We start from the raw sequence: 20404 nt of genomic DNA, 5'->3' as shown, positions 1-20404 counted from the left end.
GGTGGTGATGGATTTCGGATGGACAGGGACATTAACGGCGCCCGTGGGATTTTCCTACGGGCTTTGGGAGATATCCCCTCTCTAAGAGCTTGTCTTTTAGAGTGCATTGTTAGCATAAGTTAGCAAAATTATATCGGTTATGGCATAGACCATTGAGGTTCAGCCTGATTTTAGCAGGATGGGGCGCGATCGCTCCAGTTGTTTCACCTGCATTAGCACAGATTCAACCGGATACCACTCTAGGGGTTGAACAGTCTATCGTGACACCGCATGTGGAGATTAAAGGATTGCCAGCCGAGTTGATAGAAGGGGGGGCAATTCGCGACTCGAATCTGTTCCATAGTTTCTTAGACTTTAATGTGGGCGAGGGTGGGCGTGTCTATTTTGCTAATCCGGCGGGGATTGAAACGATTTTGTCGCGAGTGACGGGGAATGATGTATCGGACATTCTGGGGACTTTGGGCGTAAATGGACAAGCGTCCTTATATTTACTCAATCCCAATGGAATTATCTTTGGTGAAGGGGCGCGTCTGGATGTACCCGGTTCCTTTGTCGGGACTACAGCCGATGCGGTGGTATTTGAGAATGGGTTGAAGTTTAGCGCCAGCAACCCAGACGCCCCACCCCTGCTGACCATTAATGTTACCCCAGGATTGCAATATCCATATGGAAACAATCCAGCAAATGCGTCTATTACGAATTCGGGGAACTTAGTTGTCGGACAAGATTTAAGGTTAGCCGCTGGCAATCTGAAGTTACAAGGTCAACTGTCGGCGGGACGCGATTTAAACCTGCATGCTACAGATACAGTAATCATGCAGGATACAGTTAGCCATCCGTTTATCGCGGCAGCGGGGAATCAGTTAGAGGTAGAAGGCAGGAACCGGATTGAGATTTCGGCATTAAATCATCCGGATAGTGGACTCTTTTCCGGTGCAGATTTAGTCTTGCGATCGCCTAATCCCATTCAAGGTAATGCTCATTATACAACCGGGGGGAGTTTTCGCCTAGAAGATGGACAGGGAAATCTGGGACGGTTAGAAAGTTTAGAAGACCCCATTATTCGGGCGCGTGGGGATGTAATTTTAGGTGGATATCAAGGCGCTTCACTGCATATTCTGGCGGGAGGAGGTGTCACGATTCCCGGAGGAGTTGAAATCCTGTCCGCCGACCCAATTCAAGGTATCGTAGAAACCATTACCCTGTCCGATGGCACAACTGTATTAATTAATGGCAAAACCCAACCCACATTTAATGATCACCTGATTAGCAGTATCAGTATCACCCCAGAACCTGGTACAAGCAGCGGTGACATTATTATTAATGCCAACTCCCTATCTTTAAATAATAGCGCTCGCCTGGTTACCGTCACGCTGGGTGCGGCGAATGGGGGAGACTTGCAAGTGAAAACCGCTGAATCGATAGAATTTCAGGGACTATCAAGTAATCCAATTAACCAAGACTTGTTTAGAGCGTTACTGGCAGGACTCAACCTGCTACCTGAGGACATTGTATCAACACCCGCTTTAGCCGCTGCTTTAAACTCTATAGAAAACCCCGCACTAGCACAAATTTCCGGGAGTGGTTTGTATGCGCTAACGGCTGTCGGTAGCGGAACGGCGGGCAATATCGACATTGAAACGGGACAATTATTTAGCCAAGATTTAGGACGAGTCTCAACTAATACCATTGGTCAGGGTGATAGTGGCAATTTAACCATAAATGCTGCCTTCGTGGAAATAATTGGCAGTTCATCAGAGGATAATCCGGGTGGCTTATTCTCGCAAACCAACGGATTGGGAGAGGCGGGGAATTTAACCCTCAATACAGACAACCTGATTCTCCGTAATGGCGGATTAGTCTCAGCCTCAACTGTCTTGGCTAGTGGTGATGGGGGAATTGTTACTGTAAATGCGGCTGAAGCTATCGATATTATTGGCACAACCCCAGAGGGAAACTTTCCTAGCGCCATTGGCAATATTGCCAGAGGCACCGGTGATGCGGGAAAGATTTTCGTAAATACACAACGGTTGATGATTCGCGATGGCGGTGCGATTGGTACAACCACCTTTAGCCAAGGGGATGGCGGAGATTTAACCGTGAACGCCTCGGAATCAATCGATATTATTGGCAAAGCCGCTGTCGGTGAGATTCCCAGCGCGATTTCTGTCGATACGTTTTCCCTATTGCCGGATGCAGGAGATGCGGGAAATTTAAGTGTAAATACCAGACAGTTAAGGGTACAAGATGGCGCCTTTATATCCGCATCTACTTTTGGTTCAGGACAAGGGGGAAATTTACAGGTTAATGCCTCTGAATCGATCAACTTAAGAGGTCGTTCAATTGATGGGTTTCCTAGTGGTTTATATGCTCAAGGATTTGGCACAGGGAATGCCGGGGATTTAGCGGTCAATACTGATCAATTAAGGGTTGAGGATGGCGCGAGAGTAACCGTAGCCACGGGAACTATAACCGATGATACCCAGCTTGCAGCTAGTTCTTTAAGTTTTGGGTTTGGATTAGAGGTTGAGTTTAGTGATCAAGCCACAGGAAATGCTGGTACGATGATGATTGAGGCTAACTCCATCCAGTTTAATAATCAAGGTTCCCTAATTGCCAGAACCATTTCCGGTGAGGGAGGTAATATCAATCTTCAGGTAGACGATTTAATCGAAATGCGCCGTAATAGTCTGATTTCAGCCGAAGCCTTTGGTGGTGAAGGAGATGGCGGCAATATTGACATTGATACAGAATTTGTGGTGGCACTGGAGGAGGAAAATAGCGATATTGTGGCTGATGCTTTTGGCGGAAATGGCGGCAATATTACTATCACCGCACAAAATATCTTTGGCTTAGAATTTCGTCCCCAACGCACACCAAAAAGTGATATTACGGCTAGTTCCAGATTTGGCTTAGAAGGGAATGTGGTACTCAATACACCCGATGTTGACCCCAGTCGCGGATTAAACCAATTACCCACTCAACCGGTGGATGTGCGGGGATTAGTGGCTCAAGTTTGTCGGGCGGATGTGATTGAAAACCGCAGTCAGTTTGTGATAACTGGACGCGGGGGTTTACCGCCAAAACCTAATGAATTGCTACGGGGAGAAGCGGTGCTAGCCGATTGGATTCCTTTAGCATCAGAGGCGGATGAATCGGTGGAGGTGAACAGCATAACCATCCCGGCGCAAAATGCCTCAACTGCTCAAATTGTGGAAGCGAATGGCTGGGTCATTGATGCTGAAGGAAATGTTACGTTAATCAGGTCTATTCCTAAGGCTACGCCGAATACGTCGGGGTTTAATCCGAGTTTCTGTGATTAAGTATGGCGATGATCCTCAAGGTTAACAAAAATTAGAAGACATTGCTTCTATCCCAGGGGGGTAGATTAATTCAAGTTAATGACTGCATCATTGATATTTCTGGAGAGGGACTATCTACCAAATGCCTAAAAATTGGAACGTTAAATTAGCGGGATTGTTAGCAATGGGAGGGACAATTGCTGTTTTAGAGAATCCTGTCGTTGCCCAAATTACCCCTGATACCACGTTAGAGGGTGAAAATTCCGTGGTCACACCGAATGTGGAGATAAAAGGATTGCCCGCCGATTTGATTGAAGGGGGGGCAATTCGCGACACAAATCTGTTCCATAGTTTCTTAGACTTTAATGTGGGCGAGGGCGGGCGTGTCTATTTTTCTAATCCGGCGGGGATTGAAACAATTTTCTCGCGAGTGACGGGGAATGATGTATCGGATATTCTGGGGACGTTGGGCGTAAATGGACAAGCGTCCTTATATTTACTTAATCCGAATGGGATTATCTTTGGTAAAGGGGCGCGTCTGGATGTACCGGGTTCCTTTGTGGGAACCACAGCCGATGCGGTGGTATTTGAGAATGGGTTGACCTTTAGCGCCAGCAACCCAGACGCCCCACCTCTACTCACGGTTAATGTCACCCCAGGATTGCAATATGGAAACAATCAGACAGATGCGTCTATTACCAATCGGGGGAACTTAGTGGTTGGGCAAGATTTAACCTTAGCATCAGGCAATCTGAATTTACAAGGTCAAGTTTCTGCTCAAAGAGATGTAAGTCTCTATGCCAAAGATACGGTAATGATGCAGGATACAATCAGCAATCCGTTTATCGCGGCGGCGGGGAATCAGTTAGAGGTAGAAGGCGCTAACCGTATCGAGATTTTGGCGTTAAACCATGCCAATAGTGGACTGTTTTCAGGTGCAGATTTAGTCTTGCGTTCAGCGAATCCAATTAAAGGGAATGCTCATTATACAAGCGGGGGCAGTTTTCGGATTGAAGATTTAGAGGGGAATTGGGGACAATTAACCAGTCCAGAAGACCCAGTGATTCGCGCCAGTGGGGATGTAGTGTTAGGGGGCTACGTGGGCGCTTCACTGCATATTCTGGCGGGAGGAAGTGTCACGATTTCAGGGGACGTTATTATCCAGTCTCCCGACCCGGTTAATGGTATTGTTGAGAACATTACCCTGTCAGATGGCACTACTGTATTAGTTGATGGTAAAACAAAACCCACCTTAGATATCCGGGCGGGGACAACAGCATTTAATATCCCAGATATTCAGGGTATCCCAGCTACAGGGATTATTTTTCCGCCTTTACCTAATCCCGTGGGGATTCCCACAAGTGCTGATATTACGATTGGTGGCATCTTTAACCCCGGAGGACTGGTATTTTTAACCAATCAGTATCAGCCCAATCCTGGGTTACCCGGTGGTGTCATCAATGTCAATGAACTAACCAGTGTTCTTGGATTCAGTGGCGCAATTACTACAGGGAGTTTATCCGGGAATGGGGGTGCAGTTGTCATCGACTCCAGAAGCGGTATTGCCATCAATGGGCAGATAAACACATCCTCTATATCCCCATCATCGCCGTTACCGCCGGGTAATGGTGGCGATATTACCTTAATTGGGGAAGGAGATATCATCACCTCAGATATCTTATCCATCGGCGCAGTGGGCGGAACCATTAAAGTAAGTAGCCAAGGTGCGATCGCGTGGGATAATCATCTCATCCTCAGTGCTAGTTTGTTGCCCTTTTCCCCGATACCTGTTCAAGGCGGAGATATTACCATTGATACCAATTCAGTTTCCTTAAACAATGCCGCACGAGTTATTGTCGGTACTTTGGGCGCGGCTAAAGCCGGAGATTTAACCATAACCGCCTCGGATACGATTCAGCTTAGGGGAACCAAAACCGATAGCCGATTACTGAACACATTAATTACCGTCATTCCCCCTCTGGAAGACTTTGTGGCAACCTTACCACCAGAGGTTCAAACTACAATTATCAATGCGCCCGGTTCACCCCTGAATAGTCCAGCCAGTTCCTTATTAACGTTCACGATAGGAACAGGTGCAACGGGAGAGGTGACGATAAAAACAGATGGTGCAGGAATAGGTACTACGTCGTTTAGCTTAGGAAATGCCGGAAATTTAACCATTAATGGGGCTGAATCGGTGGATGTGGTAGGTGTATCTGCTATCCGGGGTATTCCTAGTGCCATATCGACAGATACGATAGAATTTGGTCGGGGAGGACGCTTAACCATTAATACTCAGCGCTTGAGTGTTCAAGATGGCGCTGTTCTATCTGCGTCCACATTTTGGGTAGGTGAAGCTGGGAGTTTATCGGTTAACGCTTCCGAATCTATCGAACTCAAGGGTACATCAGCCGGGAGGATTTCGAGTGGCTTATATTCTCAAGGGTTTGGTGCTGGTGATGGCAATAATATAGAGGTGCAAACACCACAACTGGTGGTGAAAAATGGGGCAAGGATAACGGTTTCCACGGGTACGACTCAGGAAGACTTAGCCCGGTTTAGTAGTGGCACCTATGGGTTTGGTGCGGGACTAAATATCACGTTTCCGGATGCGGCTACAGGTAATGCTGGTAGGATGAGAATTGAAGCAGATACCATTACTCTGGATAATCGGGGCGCCTTGATTGCCAAAACGGTTTCCGGTGAGGGCGGGAATATCAATCTTCAGGTAGAGGATTTAATCGAAATGCGCCGCAATAGCCTGATTTCGGCAGAAGCCTTTGGCGGTCAAGGTGATGGGGGGAATATTGACATTGATACAGAATTTGTCGTCGCTATTGAAGATGAAAATAGCGATATTGTCGCCGATGCTTTTGGCGGCAATGGTGGTAATATTAATATCACCGCGCAAAATATTTTTGGGTTAGAATTTCGTCCCCAACGGACGCCGAAAAGTGATATTACAGCTAGTTCACAATTTGGCTTAGAGGGGGATGTAGTCCTGAATACGCCCAATATTGACCCCAGTCGCGGATTAACCCAATTACCCACTCAGCCTATAGATGTGCGCGGATTGGTGGCTCAAGTTTGTCGGGCTGATGTAGTGGACAACCGCAGCCAGTTTGTGGTGACGGGACGCGGGGGTTTACCGCCAAAACCTAGTGAGTTATTGCGGGGGGAAGCTGTGCTAGTGGATTGGATTCCCTTGGCATCAGATGCAGATGAATCGGTTCAGGTGAACCGAACAACAATCCCAGCGCAAAATGCCTCGAATGGTCAAATTGTGGAAGCGAATGGCTGGGTCATTGATGCTGAGGGAAATATTACTTTAACCGCATCTATCCCCAATGCTATGCCTAAAAGGTTATGGGTTAATCCCAGTTTTTGTAACTAGGGTCTGTTGAATAAGTTTTGGGGTGAGGCGAGGGAACAGGGAACAGGGAACAGAGACAAAGAATTGAGGTTTATGAAAAGTCTTTACTCAGTGAAAAAATTATGTCCAGATATTTATTAACAAAAATCAGCGTCAAGTAACTCTATCCCAGGGGGGTAGATTAATTCAAGTTAATGCCTGCATCATTGATATTTTCGAGAGGGACTATCTACCAAATGCCTAGAAGTTGGAAAGTCAAGCTAGCCGGATTGTTAGCGATAGGTGGGATATTTGCTGTTTTAGAGAATCCTGTCGTCGCCCAAATTACTCCCGATACCACGTTAGAGGGTGAAAATTCCGTAGTCACACCGAATGTGGAAATCAAAGGTTTGCCAGCCGATTTGATTGAAGGAGGGGCAATTCGCGACACAAATTTGTTCCACAGTTTCTTAGAATTTAATGTGGGAGAGGGGGGGCGTGTCTATTTTGCTAATCCAACCGGGATTGATACGATTTTCTCGCGAGTGACGGGGAATGATATATCGGATATCTTAGGAACCTTGGGAGTAAATGGACAAGCGTCGTTATATTTACTCAATCCAAATGGGATTATCTTTGGTAAAGGGGCGCGTCTGGATGTAGCAGGTTCCTTTGTGGGAACCACAGCCGATGCGGTGGTATTTGAGAATGGGTTGACGTTTAGCGCTACGAACCCGGAAGCCCCACCTTTGCTGACGGTTAATGTTACCCCAGGATTGCAATATGGCAACAATGCGACAAATGCGTCTATTACCAATCGGGGGAACTTAATTGTCGGGCAAGATTTAAGTTTAGCCGCCCAGACTCTCTCGTTACAAGGTCAAGTTTCTGCTGAACGAGATGTAAGTCTCTATGCCACAGATACGGTAATAATGCAGGATACAATCAGCAATCCATTTATCGCAGCGGCGGGGAATCAGTTAGAGGTAGAAGGCGCTAACCGTATCGAGATTTCGGCGTTGAATCATCCGGATAGTGGACTCTTTTCCGGTGCAGATTTAGTCTTGCGTTCAGCGAATCCCATTAAAGGGAATGCTCATTATACAAGCGGGGGCAGTTTTCGGATTGAAGATTTAGCGGGGAATTGGGGACAATTAACCAGTCCAGAAGACCCCGTTATTCGCGCCAGTGGGGATGTCGTGTTAGGCGGCTATGTGGGTGCTTCACTGCATATTCTGGCGGGAGGCAGTGTCACGATTCCAGGGGACGTTATTATCCAGTCGCCTGACCCGGTTAATGGTATTGTAGAAACGATTACTCTGTCAGATGGCACAACTGTATTAGTTGATGGTAAAACTCAACCCACGTTAGATATCCGGGCAGGGACAACAGCATTTAATATCCCAGATATTCAGGGTATCCCAGCCACGGGGATTATTATTCCACCTTTACCTAATCCCGTGGGAATTCCCACAAGTGCCGATATTACGATTGGTGGTATCTTTTTCAATGCCCCTGATGGTGTTGCCTTGATTACCAATCAATACCAACCGAATTTATCCTTACCCGGTGGCAAAATTACCATCAACGGTATGTCGGGCGTAGCGATTAGTCCAAATAATCCAGATAATCCGGCGGCGACTATCAGTTCAATCACGATTGACTCCAGAGACAGCATCGCCGTCAATGGCACCGTAAATGCGAGTTTTCTAGAAGGGAAAGGTGGTGATATTACCTTAATTGGTGAGGGAGATATCGTCACTGCTGATATCTTTTCCATCGGTGCAGTGGGGGGAAGCATAAAATTAAGGAGTCAAGGTGCGATCGCGTGGGATAATAATCTCATTGGTAGTGCCAGTCTGAGTCCAATTCCTGCACCTAATCTCCGAGGCGGCGATATCCAAATTGATGCCAATTCAGTCTCCTTAACCAATGGCGCACGAGTGATTGCCGGAACCTTAGGGGCAATCCCTGGCGGAAATATCACCATACAAGCCACAGAATCCGTTGAAGCCAGTGGTGTGACGATGGAGGGTGCGGTGAATAATCCCCTATTAGACGCCATTCCTGGGGTGACTGAGTTTCTAGCAACCGTTCCCAGTAGCGGCTTCTATGGGATTACATCAGGAGAGGGTGCTGCCGGAGATATCCTGATTGAAACACAGCAATTCAACTTGCGATCGGGCGCACGGGCATCAACGTCCTCATTTGGTGGGGGTCAAGGGGGCGATTTAACCGTGAAAGCCTCCAATACCGTGGAACTAACCGGTACCCTTAATGTAATCAGTGGGTTGTTTACCGAATCAAGTAGTTCTGGCGATGCGGGAACCCTAAGAATTGAAACCGGACGATTGATAATTCGGGAAGGGGCAAATGTATCCGGAACAACGTTTGCTCAAGGGAGAGGAGGAGATTTAGAGGTGAATGCCTCTGAGTCAGTCGAGGTGATTGGGGTATCTTTGGTTGAGGAAACTCCTAGTCTTTTATCCTCGGGAACTCTAGGTACGGGTGATACGGGAGACTTGACGATTAATACCCGCCGCTTGATTATCCGTGATGGCGGATTTGTCGAAGTTGGCACAGCAGGTTCCGGTGAAGGCGGGGATTTAACCGTGAATGCGTCTGAATCAGTGGAAGTGATTGGAAAATCTCCGGTTAATATCATTCCCAGCACCTTAGGTACCGATACTGTTAATACAGAGTCGAATCCGACGGGTGCAGGAAAGGCGGGAAATCTGACCATTAATACGGGGCGATTACTGATTCAAGATGGGGGATTTGTCACCGCTTCATCGATTGGTGATGGTCAAGGGGGAAGTTTAGTCGTCAATGCGGCTGAATTGGTAGAATTAAGCGGGACATCTGCCGATGGTTTTCCCAGTGGATTATATGCCCAGGGATTTGGTACGGGAAATGCGGGGAATTTGCAGGTAAATACCGATCAATTAATCGTCCGAGATGGGGCAAGAGTGACCGCCGCAACCGGAACAGCCGCCAATGACTTGCGTCTTACCGATAACACGTTAGGATTTGGGGTGTTGCAAGGCATTATTCTACCGAATCAAGCCACAGGAAATGCCGGGCAAATGCAGATTATAGCCAACTCGATTAACCTGGATGACCAAGGTTCCTTGATTGCCAGTACCGTATCCGGAGAAGGCGGTAATATGACCCTACAGGCAGCAGATTTAATCGAAATGCGCCGCAATAGCTTGATTTCGGCAGAAGCGCTTGGCGGTCAGGGTAATGGGGGAAATATTACTATAGATACCGAATTTATTGTAGCGGTGGAAGACGAAAATAGCGACATTGTTGCCGATGCCTTTGAGGGGGATGGCGGTAATATTAATATCACCGCGCAAAGTATTTTTGGGTTAGAATTTCGTCCCCAGCGCACGCCAAAAAGTGATATTACTGCCAGTTCCCAATTTGGGTTAGCTGGCAATGTGGAGATTAATACTCCTGATGTTGATCCCAGTCGGGACTTAATTCAATTACCCACTCAACCAATAGATGTGCGAGGATTAGTGGGTCAAGTTTGCCAAGCCGATGCTGGACTCAATCAAAGTAGTTTTGTGGTCACTGGACGCGGCGGTTTACCTCCTAAACCGAATGAATTACTCCGGGGAGAAGCGGTATTTGCCGATTGGATTTCCTTAGAGTCACCCGCAAGCGATAACCAGACTACTACGGCAACTCTGTCCGATAAACCCTCTCAATCGCGCCAGATTGTAGAAGCTAAGGGATGGATTATCGATGAACAAGGTAATGTTATCCTGACGGCGGAGGCGACGAATGGAACACCGGAAAGTCGCCGAATCAATCCTAATTTCTGCGAGTAATTAAAAAGGCAGGAGGGGGTAAACTCATTGGATTTAGTATTAGCGATACCCCTCACCCCCAACCCCTCTCCCACTCTGGGGAGAGGGGAGCAAGAAGCAAAAAAAGCGTCCCCCAATAACATAATTTTATTAGGATAAAATAGTATGAAAAACAAATGGTATCTACCTGTTCGTATAAAAAGATTTAGCGCCCTAGTTCGTAGTCAGCGCTTTAGCGCTAATCAATGGGGTATCTCATGGCTACTATTAGCCATTCTCACCGCCATTTTATGTATAATCATTTCCCCCGTGTCCGCAACCGGAATCGGACAAAACCAACCCCAAATAGCCGCAATCGAGGCAACAACCGCTAATTCCTCCCCGGAAGAATGGGTGAAACAGGGCAGAATCTTCTACGAAGCGGGTCAATATGCTAACGCCGTAGAACTCCTAGAAAAAGCCGCCCAAGCCTATCAAACCCAAGGCGATACCATCAAGCAAGCCACAGTGCTGAGTAATCTCGCCTTAGCCTATCACCAACTCAGCTTATGGTCTCAGGCAAATGACGCCATTTCCCAAAGTTTAACCCTGCTGCAACCTGAACCTAACCGCGAGGTTTCTACCCATCACCTCAATGTCTTAGCCCAAAGCCTCAATATTCAGGGGCGTTTACAACTGAATCAGGGACAACCCGAACCAGCCCTAGCCACTTGGGAGCAAGCCACCGCCCTGTACAATCAGTTAGGGGATAAAACAGGTAAACTAAAAAGCCAAATTAATCAGGCGCAAGCGATGCAAGTCTTAGGATTTCATCGACGGGCATTACGATTACTCCAGCAAGTCAGACAAACCCTGGATAATCAACCCGATTCCCTCACCAAAGCCGTCGGCTTGCGATCGCTCGGAGAAGTGTTACAATTTGTAAACGACATGCCCCAAGCCCGTCAGGTATTAGAGGAAAGTTTACAAATTGCCCGCCAGTTAGACTCCCCCTCTGATATTAGCGCCGCCCTATTCAGCCTTGCCAATACCGCCCGTCAACAGCAGCAAGTTGAAGCCGCCCTAGAGTTCTATGAACAAGCGATAACTGAAGCCCCGTCTCCCCTGATCCAATTACAGGCAACACTCAATCAACTCAGCTTACTCATCGAAACTGGAAATCACCAACAAGCCCAAACCTTAGTCCCGCAAATCCAAAGCCAACTCAACCGCTTACCCCTTTCAGATCAAGCAATTACATCCCGGATTAATTTTGCCGAAAGTCTGATTAAATTAGTAGAGACGCGCCATGGCGCGTCTCTACACCCAGACATCGCCCAAATCCTGACAACGGCTATCCAGCAGGCGGAAACCCTGGGAGATAAACGCCTCCACGCCTATGCATTAGGAACCCTGGGACATCTCTATGAACAAACCCATCAATGGCAACCAGCCCAAGCGTTAACCCAAAAAGCCTTAATCCAAACCCAAGCCATCGAAGCCTGGGATAGTCTGTATCCTTGGCAATGGCAACTAGGGCGCTTACTCAAACAGCAAGGCGATACCCAAGGGGCAATTGCGGCGTACCAAGGGGCGGTGGATACGCTACAATCCCTGCGTAGCGATTTAGTCGCGGTGAATTCTAATGTCCAATATTCTTTTCGGGAACAGGTTGAACCCATCTACCGACAGTTAGTCGAACTTTTATTACCTAAAGATGAGACTCAAATTAGTCCAGAACGACTCGAACAAGCCCGTCAGGTGATTGAATTACTCCAAATCGCGGAATTAGATAACTTTTTTCAAGCCGATTGTATCACCGCCCACCCTGTACAAATTGATACGATTGACCCGAATGCTGCCGTACTTTACCCCATCATCCTCTCTGATCGCTTGGAAATCATTGTCAATTTACCCAATCAACCTTTGCGCCATTATACCACCGTTGTTGCCCAAACGGAATTAGAAAGCACATTAGAGGAATTACGTCAAGCCTTACCCCAACGTACCAGTTTACGATTTCTCCCCCTCGCCCGCAAAGTCTATGACTGGATTATCAAACCCGCCGCCGCCGATTTAGCCAAAAGTGAGGCAAAAACCTTAGTGTTTGTGTTGAATGGCACGCTGCGGAATATCCCGATGGCGGCGCTACACGACGGGGAAAACTACTTACTGCAAAAGTATGCGATCGCACTAACGCCAGGGTTAGAATTATTAGAATCCACACCCCTGACCGAACAACAGCTTGAAGTATTAACCGCTGGACTTTCCGAATCCCGCCTAGACTTTTCCCCCCTCCCCAATGTCAAAATCGAACTCCAGAAAATTCAATCCTTTATGCCTGGGAAATTGTTACTCAATCAGGAGTTTACCAAATCCACGTTAGAAAACACGATGGGTAACGTATCATTTCCCGTGGTTCACCTCGCCACCCACGGTCAATTTAGTTCAGAAGCGGAGGGAACCTTTATTATTACCTGGGATGATAAGTTGAATGTGAATGAATTGAGTTCCTTACTCAAAACCACAAATCTGCGTCGCACCAATCCCATTGAATTATTGGTACTCAGTGCCTGTGAAACCGCCAAAGGCGATGATCGCGCCGCGTTAGGATTAGCGGGTGTCGCTGTGAGGGCAGGGGCGAGGAGTACCATCGCCACATTATGGTTAGTGGATGACGCGACGACGGCAGATCTGATGGTGAAGTTTTACCAAGCACTCACAGAAGATAAAGTGAGTAAAGCCGAAGCCCTGCGTCGCGCTCAACTCTTGATTTTACAAGATCCCCAATATCGGAAACATCCCTATTTTTGGACACCGTTTGTATTAGTTGGCAATTGGGTTTAAACCTTGGGCGAAAGGATATGGCACGTTTCCCACCTATCATGTTCGTCGTCGGCACGTTTAGACTTGAATAAAATAGGATAAATCAAAATGTCTAAAGAATTATTAGATTTGATTAAACAAGCAGATGCTCTCACACCTGATGAACAATTGCAGCTTATCGCTTACTTAACCCAGAAACTACGACGGTGTGAGATGAAACGGAAACCCCGCCGTAACGTGACAGAATTTGCGGGAATAGCCCCTAATCTACTCAAGGGTATGGATGCTCAGGACTATGTCACCCGCCTGAGGCGTGGGGAGTTTCCAGATTTAGAAATTGCTCAAATGGAATTAAGGAAAGAGGAGTGAATATTACAGAAAGCCTCCAGGGTGTGACGCGGTTGTTTTTAGACACAGCACCAGTCATTTACTACATAGAACGAAACCCGCAATACTTTGCCCTTGTCAGCGTAGTATTCGACTATATTGTCAACAGTGGGGCAATGGGAGTGGCTTCACCCATTACTTTAGCTGAGTGCTTAGTGCTACCTTCTCGATTAGGACAAACACAATTACAGCAAGACTTCATTGAACTGCTTACTGGAACTGATAATATTGAATTTGTAGAAATTGACCAACCAATAGCACTACAAGCTGCTCAAATCCGAGCCAGATATAATTTGCAATTACCTGATGCGTTTCAGGTTGCTGTATCCCTCGCCGTAGGATGTGAAGCATTTCTGACAAATGATGTTATTTTCAGAAGGGTTAGAGAATTACAAGTGTTAGTTCTAAATGATTTTAATGGTACTGAGTCAAGGTAAACAGTTATGGTGGTTGAAACCGCAGCTAAACAAACGTGCAGGATGTTGGGCGTTTGTAGTGAGGACTTTAGTCCTCTGGCTAGGGGCGAATAAAGTGCCTAAGCTGTTCGGCATTTAAACTTTAATGTCAATAATGGTTAAATCCTTGTAGTGCGAGCATCTTGTTCGCTACTAATACCCAATTTAAATGCATGACAGCTTACTACAAACAGGATTAGCGACTCACGATAAACGCCAAAATCGCTAATCCTATTAATGTTGGCGTTAACCAATTTCCCCAACGCACGTAAAGCGTTTGGGTTTGTCGCCGATAAACTGTCGCCGCATGAATCTCGTAAGTATTAATCCCAGAAAGCCATAAGGTTCTACCGTGAGGATCGACAATGCCAGAATAGCCCGTATTCGTCGCCCGTACTGCCCACCGATCGGTTTCAATGGCACGCATCACATCTTGGGCGTGATGTTGGGCGGGCATGGTTTCACTATAATGAGCATTATTGGAAGCACTGAGAATAAACTCACCCCCCCTAGCCGCTTGACGGTGGAAATGATAGGCAAACGCTGACTCATAACAAATCCCCGCGATCGCACGACCAAACGGTGTGTCAAACTGTTGGTTGGGTTGACCTGCGGCTAAATGGGCATCTAAGGGGGAAAGGCGATCAATTAAACTACCCAATAGTTCCTCAAAGGGAATATATTCGCCCAATGGGACGAGAATTACTTTGTTATAGCGGCTGATGGTTTCCCCTGTACCTGTAATCGTAAATAAACTATTCGTCAGGCTATCTCCTTTTTCCCCAAACGCCCCCAGCCAAACCAGCACACCTTTGTCTAAAATAGCCTCTTTCAAGCGATCGAGTTTGTATTGATAAAAGGGAACGGGTGAGCGAAATTGATTAATCTGTTCATCCCAGAGAAAGGGTAATGCTGTTTCCGGTGTGAGGACAGCTTCTACTCCTTTATCCGCTAAGGCGTTGTAACCATTGGTATAATTTTCAATTGCCCGACTCCAACCATCTCGATAGAGTTTAATCCGGTTGGGAATATTCCCTTGAATAATACCAACGTTGAAGGCGGCTTGAGTGGGTTGAATCAGCGGGCGACTGTAGAGTCCAAACCCAATCAGATGGAAACCAACAAGAAGTCCTAATGCTAGGAGAAATTTTTGCTTGGCGCTAGATCCAGTGACTCGTTGGGTGCGATTTGAGAAATAACTAATCCCAGCTTCCGCGATTAATCCATTCACCGCAACAACGGCGGCGGTTACTGTAAACGGACCCGAAATCTGACCCAGGTGTAAAATCCATAAATTATGGGGACTTTGGGTATAAGCCAGAGATGTCCAATTGAGATCGCCTAACGTCCAGAAGGCTTCTAAACCACACCAGAGGGCAATTCCGACTAAAACCCGAATAACCGTCCTAAACTTTGCACCTTGACGATTTAAGAGTGAATTAAACGCCGTCATCCCCACCGCCCACAGCACCACCAGAATTGTTCCCCAGAGGGTAATAAACACCCAGCAAAAAAGCGCGATCGCTAAACTGGCTAACCAGGGTACTCCCATCCAATCCATGGGATGTACACCTGTAATCCAAAATAGGGCTAACCCTTGGTAACCAATCCCCCAGCAGAAACCATATAAAGCCGTCTGGCGCAGACTTGGCTGATTCACCACTAAGAACCATAAGGGAACCAAAGCAATCCACGCCAAAGACCAGGCTTCCACAGGGGATGGGGTTAATCCCATGAGGATACCACCCAGCAGGGATAATAAGATAGGAGACGCTCGCCAAAGTTGCTTAGGAATAGGCATAAGTGGGTGGACACAATTAAAGTTAGCGGTGGAGATTAGGGAACAGGGAACAGGGAACAGGGAACAGTCAGGGTTTAAGGCTTGTTTACATAACTTAATCTAGTTAAGTTTATTTCCACCAACCTACTTAGTAACAAAGGACTTTAAGAATTGCTTCCCCCTGAAGCAGGATCACCCACTCGTCCTTTTACCCTTTACCTTACCTTTTGCCCAAGAGAATAGGCTAGTAGACTTGAGAAACCAGGAACATTTCTCACCGTACTAGCCCAGATTTGCTTGTTTGTGTTGGAGGTGTTTCTTAATTGTCTTCTATTTTTAATGACTATGACATCAGCAAGAGTTATCAAATAATTTTGCGCGACTTTGCGGATGTCATTTGAGAATAGTTATGACTAATTATTCCCTGAGCGGCACTTGTAACTTGAGTCGCTGAACATCTCCCTCTTCTCCCACAGCCGGAAATAGGTCAAGGGGATCACCAGAGTTGAGGGTATCTCCCACGACAATTCGTAGGCGATCGCTAATGGCAAAGCCGGAATCCACAGAATTCACTCCTGCTTCATCTGGGACAATGGACGAGTTGGTATTGAAGAAGGAAAGGTAATCGTTGGATAGACTGCGACGTTGTACAGTCCGTAGGGATTCACCGGATAACGTAACCGAATTGTCATTCGAGCTAAACGGTGAGTCGGACTGAGCTTGGGCAAGAGGGACTAAGCCAAAGATCGCAGTAGTGATGCTTAAAACAACGAGTGTGTGGCGTCTCATGAGCGCTCTCCCTGGTTTTATAGTGTTGAAAACTTGCTACTGTTTGAGACTGATTATACTTTTCAGCATACCAAGAGTTTGCCGATAAATTTACAATGTGATTAATTTTTTATGGATTGGTTGACCAAATTTGTTACCAAGTTTACAATTTGCAGGCTGGTTAATAATCAATAGATCATTGATCAAGTTTCAGCTATCAACCTCTGTCTTGATCATCAAACTCAAATCCCCAGTCTTCATCTTCATCCTCATCCTCCGGTTCCGCTTGGGGTGGGGATTGGCGGTACGGCGGGGTAATTACTCGATAGTTAGCATCATACACTGCCTCAGATTTGCCAGTCCTTGATTTAGACGTATTAGATTCCCGGTAACTGTAGGAATAAACCGAGTCGGGTTGAGAACGGCGGCTGGGTGCTTGAGGCGGTTCGTAACTACTGCGATCGCTTCCGATACGGCGCTCTTGGCGATCGCGCTCTGTTTCCTCTTCCTCTAATACCTCTTCCTCTGGCTGACTTTCAAACTCATCCCAGTCAAACTCGTCCTCTATGGATGTTGCCGATTCTCCTTCAAAGTTCCACTCTGGAGCAACAGCTTGATCCCAATCTGAACCGGAAGCAGAGGGGGAAGGGTTGGGAGGAGGAGGAGGTGGTGGAGGGGGTGGGGGAGGTGGCATTTCTGGTTCAGTTTCCTCTGGTTCAGGTTCCTCCTGCTCAAACTCAACCTCTGATCGCCAGCGATTTGGAGGCGAGGCTTGGGCGGCGCGATTAAACCTCTGAACTCTCCTGGGTCGAAAATTGAGTAATTGTAAGACTAAACTGGTAAGTATGCCGAGTGCGATCGCCAGTCCAATCCATACCGTCAGAGGCAATGCAACCGTTTGCATTCCTAAAAATACGATCGGCAAGACGGGGGCTGACAAATTTGACAAAACAAATATAGCCAGTCCGCCTCCAACCACGCATAACAGTACAATCCGATTCACAGGCATGATCAGTGATTTACAGGTATGGAGAGAGCGCTTACCTCTAACTTACCGCTTTCTTAACATCTGATCCGTTAGTCTTCCCCAGCTTCCCCCGCTCCCCCAGCTCCCCCAGCTCCCCCAGCTCCCCCAACTCCCTCATCTCCCTCATCTTCCCCAGCTTCCCCCGCTCCCCTATCCACTCGATTTGACCGCAACTTGGCATAAATCGTTCAGGGAGCGGATCGCTAACCCGTATTATTAGAAGAGGGGTTAGATTATACAGTCTTGGCATGACGATTATTTGGGAACTCGATTTCTATTCACGTCCAATCTTGGACGACAATCAAAAGAAGCTCTGGGAAGTCTTAATTTGTGAGAGTCCTTTAAACATCCACCAATCCACAGACGACTTATTTCAGTACGCGCAGTTTTGCTCCAACCAACAGGTCAACTCCTTATGGTTGCGGCAATCCTTAGAAGAGGCGATCGCTGCATCGGGACAAACACCGACAAAAATTCGCTTTTTCCGGCGTCAGATGAACAACATGATTACTAAAGCCTGCCAAGAGTTAGGCATTCCTGCGATCGCCAGTCGTCGCACATACACGCTAGATCACTGGCTCAACCAGCGGATCAAGGACGTTTATCCCCAGCAACCCGGATATCAGTCCTCAGCCGCCGCCTCTGCCTTTGTGCGCTACCAACCTCAAGTTCCTCAACCCTTACCCGACACCATCCAGGGACAAAAATGGGCATTGGTTAGCTTGGAAGCCGAAGCATTTGCTGATATGGATGAGTGGGACATTGACTTTGGCGAAGCTTTTCCCCTGTCAATGATGGAGCTGGCTCCCGATACCCGCATTCCTGGCATGATTATTTTCTCCGATCGCGCCAAAGCCTTAGCCGCATGGATGTCGGGTTTAGAACTGGCGTTTGTTAAATTTCAAGGAGGTGTCACTCCTCGGTTATTACTGGAAACGGGTGCTAGTGATAGCTGGATCTTAGCCAACCTCACCGATGCCCAAACCCTAGCGGAAGCTCAAGGCTTTGAATCTGCCAAAGAAAACGCCCAGTTTGTCCATTTTCTCGCCGTGCAGTCAACACCAACCTCAGAAACCTTTGCTGGATTTTGGTTGTTGCAAGAATTAACGTAGCGCCGAATGGGTTAGGGGTTTACCACCAATGCGCCAGAAACATAAACAGAATAATTAACCCTAAACATTATGGAGTCTCCGAATTTGTCACCCGCCTTGTCCTCCGAACAACTCTTAGATCTGGCACTCAAAGCTGGAGCCAAGGATGCTGAGGTCTATCAGTCGCGATCGCTGTCTCGCCCTGTACTTTTTGAAGCGAATCGCCTCAAGCGGCTAGAAAGTAGTCAATCAGAAGGGGTGGCGCTGCGCTTATGGAAAAACGGACGTCCCGGATTGGCGGTGGCTTATGGGGCGGTGAATCCTCAAGACTTAGTGGATCGCGCCATCGCCATTAGCGCCTTGAATGAACCAGAATCGGTGGAACTCACACCGGGGGGACATCCTGAAGATTATCCCGACTTGGGTCAATCCGTGGCGGTTGAAGACTTGGTTGTCATGGGCAAAGAAGCGATCGCCAAAATTCGGGACGCAAATCCAGAGGTTCTGTGTACCGCCGAATTGGAATGTGAAGCCGAAACCATCCGCTTGATCAACTCTCAAGGCTTAGATTGTCACTACACCGACACCACACTCAACTGTTTTGTCTCCGTCGAATGGGTGCGTGGCGATGACTTTTTATGCGTCTCGGATGGTCAAACCCAACGGGAACAGCTTAACGCCGATAAAGTTGTCAAAGCGATTCAGCAACGCCTCAACTGGGCGCAAAATAACGTTTATCCCCCGATCGGTCAAGTGCCAATTTTGCTCACCGCCAAAGCCGCTGATTTACTCTGGGATACTGTCCAAACCGCATTGAATGGGAAACAGGTGTGGGAAAGGGCTTCCCCCTGGAGCGATCGCTTGGGTCAAGTGGTCAGTTCCCTTAACCTAAGTCTTGCTCAACACCCGAATACTGGTCCGTATAGTTGTCCGTTTGATGACGAAGGAACACCCACCCGACCCCTATTATTAATCCGCGAAGGACAATTGCAGCAGTTTTATTGCGATCGCACCATCGGGCGATTACTGGGAGTTGGCAGTACAGGGAATGGATTTCGCCCCAGTTTAGGCAGTTATCCCACCCCAGGGCTAGTCAATATCATGGTGCAACCCGGTAAAGGCTCATTGAGAGACTTACTGATGCAACTAGATGATGGATTAGTCATCGACCAAATCCTCGGTGGTGGGGCTGGCATATCCGGTGACTTTTCTGTCAATGTAGATTTAGGGTATCGCGTCTGCAACGGTACGATCATCGGTCGGGTGAAAGACACCATGGTTGCGGGTAACGTCTACACTGCCCTCAAGCAGATTATTGCCTTGGGTGAAGATGCAGAATGGAATGGTCCATGTTATACCCCATCCTTAGTTTTAGAAGGACTCTCAGTGACGGCTTCTGAGCAAACCTCTATTTTGATTTAGGCGATGGGGTGAGGGGGAGATGGGGTGAGGGGGAGCAGGGGGAGATGGGGTGAGCTGACAGGTGTAGGTTTTTTATTTTATGGTTGGGACAAGACAAGGAGGGCAAGGGGGACAAGAGGACAAGGGAGGAAAACCGTACAGAATCTTGTTCGGTCAAGCTAACTTCTAAAAGCCGAAACGCCCTATTTTTCGTT

General features: G+C 47.4%; 11 protein-coding genes. 8 read left to right on the top strand and 3 right to left on the bottom strand.

Annotated features, from left to right (window positions below; all coding sequences use genetic code 11):
- The first annotated feature begins 152 nt into the window (after positions 1-152).
- The 6 genes from RIE73_RS01840 (at position 153) to RIE73_RS01815 (ending at position 14104) form a co-directional block, all read left to right on the top strand.
- Positions 153-3323 (top strand): two-partner secretion domain-containing protein, encoded by a 3171-nt coding sequence (locus RIE73_RS01840; protein WP_446399560.1) that lies wholly within the window; start codon positions 153-155, stop codon positions 3321-3323.
- Positions 3324-3444: 121 nt separating this feature from the next.
- Positions 3445-6696, top strand: coding sequence for a two-partner secretion domain-containing protein (locus RIE73_RS01835; RefSeq protein WP_446399559.1), 3252 nt, complete (start codon positions 3445-3447; stop codon positions 6694-6696).
- Between the two features lie 215 nt (positions 6697-6911).
- Positions 6912-10496, top strand: a complete 3585-nt coding sequence (locus tag RIE73_RS01830) for a two-partner secretion domain-containing protein (protein WP_446399558.1) — start codon at positions 6912-6914, stop codon at positions 10494-10496.
- Between the two features lie 144 nt (positions 10497-10640).
- Complete coding sequence (locus tag RIE73_RS01825) at positions 10641-13301, top strand: CHAT domain-containing protein (RefSeq protein WP_446399557.1); 2661 nt, start codon at positions 10641-10643, stop codon at positions 13299-13301.
- 87 nt (positions 13302-13388) lie between these two features.
- On the top strand, positions 13389-13649 hold the full coding sequence (locus RIE73_RS01820) for a hypothetical protein (protein ID WP_446399556.1): 261 nt from the start codon (positions 13389-13391) through the stop codon (positions 13647-13649).
- A complete protein-coding gene (locus RIE73_RS01815; RefSeq protein WP_446399555.1) occupies positions 13646-14104 on the top strand; it encodes a type II toxin-antitoxin system VapC family toxin in 459 nt (152 codons plus the stop codon). The genes RIE73_RS01820 and RIE73_RS01815 overlap by 4 nt, the downstream gene beginning before the upstream one ends.
- A gap of 214 nt (positions 14105-14318) precedes the next feature.
- Here RIE73_RS01815 and lnt read toward each other — a convergent pair whose 3' ends face one another.
- The 3 genes from lnt to RIE73_RS01800 all read right to left on the bottom strand — a co-directional run bounded on the left by lnt (position 14319) and on the right by RIE73_RS01800 (position 17574).
- Positions 14319-15923 (bottom strand): apolipoprotein N-acyltransferase, encoded by a 1605-nt coding sequence (lnt, locus tag RIE73_RS01810; protein ID WP_446399554.1) that lies wholly within the window; start codon positions 15921-15923, stop codon positions 14319-14321.
- 396 nt (positions 15924-16319) lie between these two features.
- Positions 16320-16691: a hypothetical protein gene (locus tag RIE73_RS01805; RefSeq protein WP_446399553.1), complete on the bottom strand. Its 372-nt coding sequence runs from the start codon at positions 16689-16691 to the stop codon at positions 16320-16322.
- A 196-nt stretch (positions 16692-16887) separates the two neighbouring features.
- Positions 16888-17574 carry a hypothetical protein gene (locus RIE73_RS01800; protein ID WP_446399552.1) on the bottom strand — a complete coding sequence of 229 codons (687 nt, stop codon included), beginning with the start codon at positions 17572-17574 and terminating at the stop codon, positions 16888-16890.
- A 371-nt stretch (positions 17575-17945) separates the two neighbouring features.
- Here RIE73_RS01800 and RIE73_RS01795 point away from each other — a divergent pair, with 371 nt between their 5' ends.
- Both RIE73_RS01795 and RIE73_RS01790 read left to right on the top strand, forming a co-directional pair.
- The gene (locus tag RIE73_RS01795) at positions 17946-18809 is read left to right on the top strand and encodes a Tab2 family RNA-binding protein (RefSeq protein ID WP_446399551.1); all 864 of its coding nucleotides are present in this window, start codon (positions 17946-17948) and stop codon (positions 18807-18809) included.
- 69 nt (positions 18810-18878) lie between these two features.
- A complete protein-coding gene (locus tag RIE73_RS01790) occupies positions 18879-20210 on the top strand; it encodes a TldD/PmbA family protein (protein WP_446399550.1) in 1332 nt (443 codons plus the stop codon).
- The last annotated feature ends 194 nt before the right edge of the window (positions 20211-20404 follow it).

The sequence above is a fragment of the Coleofasciculus sp. C1-SOL-03 genome, from assembly GCF_040220555.1.
In the GTDB taxonomy this organism is placed as follows: domain Bacteria; phylum Cyanobacteriota; class Cyanobacteriia; order Cyanobacteriales; family Coleofasciculaceae; genus Coleofasciculus.
This window is presented reverse-complemented; position numbering and strand designations above follow the sequence as displayed.

Bases quoted from the DNA above. Each gene is read 5' to 3' on its own strand.
- RIE73_RS01835 (WP_446399559.1), top strand. From the start codon at position 3,445: ATGCCTAAAAATTGGAACGTTAAATTAGCGGGATTGTTAGCAATGGGA.
- RIE73_RS01830 (WP_446399558.1), top strand. From the start codon at position 6,912: ATGCCTAGAAGTTGGAAAGTCAAGCTAGCCGGATTGTTAGCGATAGGT.
- RIE73_RS01825 (WP_446399557.1), top strand. From the start codon at position 10,641: ATGAAAAACAAATGGTATCTACCTGTTCGTATAAAAAGATTTAGCGCC.
- RIE73_RS01820 (WP_446399556.1), top strand. From the start codon at position 13,389: ATGTCTAAAGAATTATTAGATTTGATTAAACAAGCAGATGCTCTCACA.
- lnt (WP_446399554.1), bottom strand. From the start codon at position 15,923: ATGCCTATTCCTAAGCAACTTTGGCGAGCGTCTCCTATCTTATTATCC.
- RIE73_RS01805 (WP_446399553.1), bottom strand. From the start codon at position 16,691: ATGAGACGCCACACACTCGTTGTTTTAAGCATCACTACTGCGATCTTT.
- RIE73_RS01800 (WP_446399552.1), bottom strand. From the start codon at position 17,574: ATGCAAACGGTTGCATTGCCTCTGACGGTATGGATTGGACTGGCGATC.
- RIE73_RS01795 (WP_446399551.1), top strand. From the start codon at position 17,946: ATGACGATTATTTGGGAACTCGATTTCTATTCACGTCCAATCTTGGAC.
- RIE73_RS01790 (WP_446399550.1), top strand. From the start codon at position 18,879: ATGGAGTCTCCGAATTTGTCACCCGCCTTGTCCTCCGAACAACTCTTA.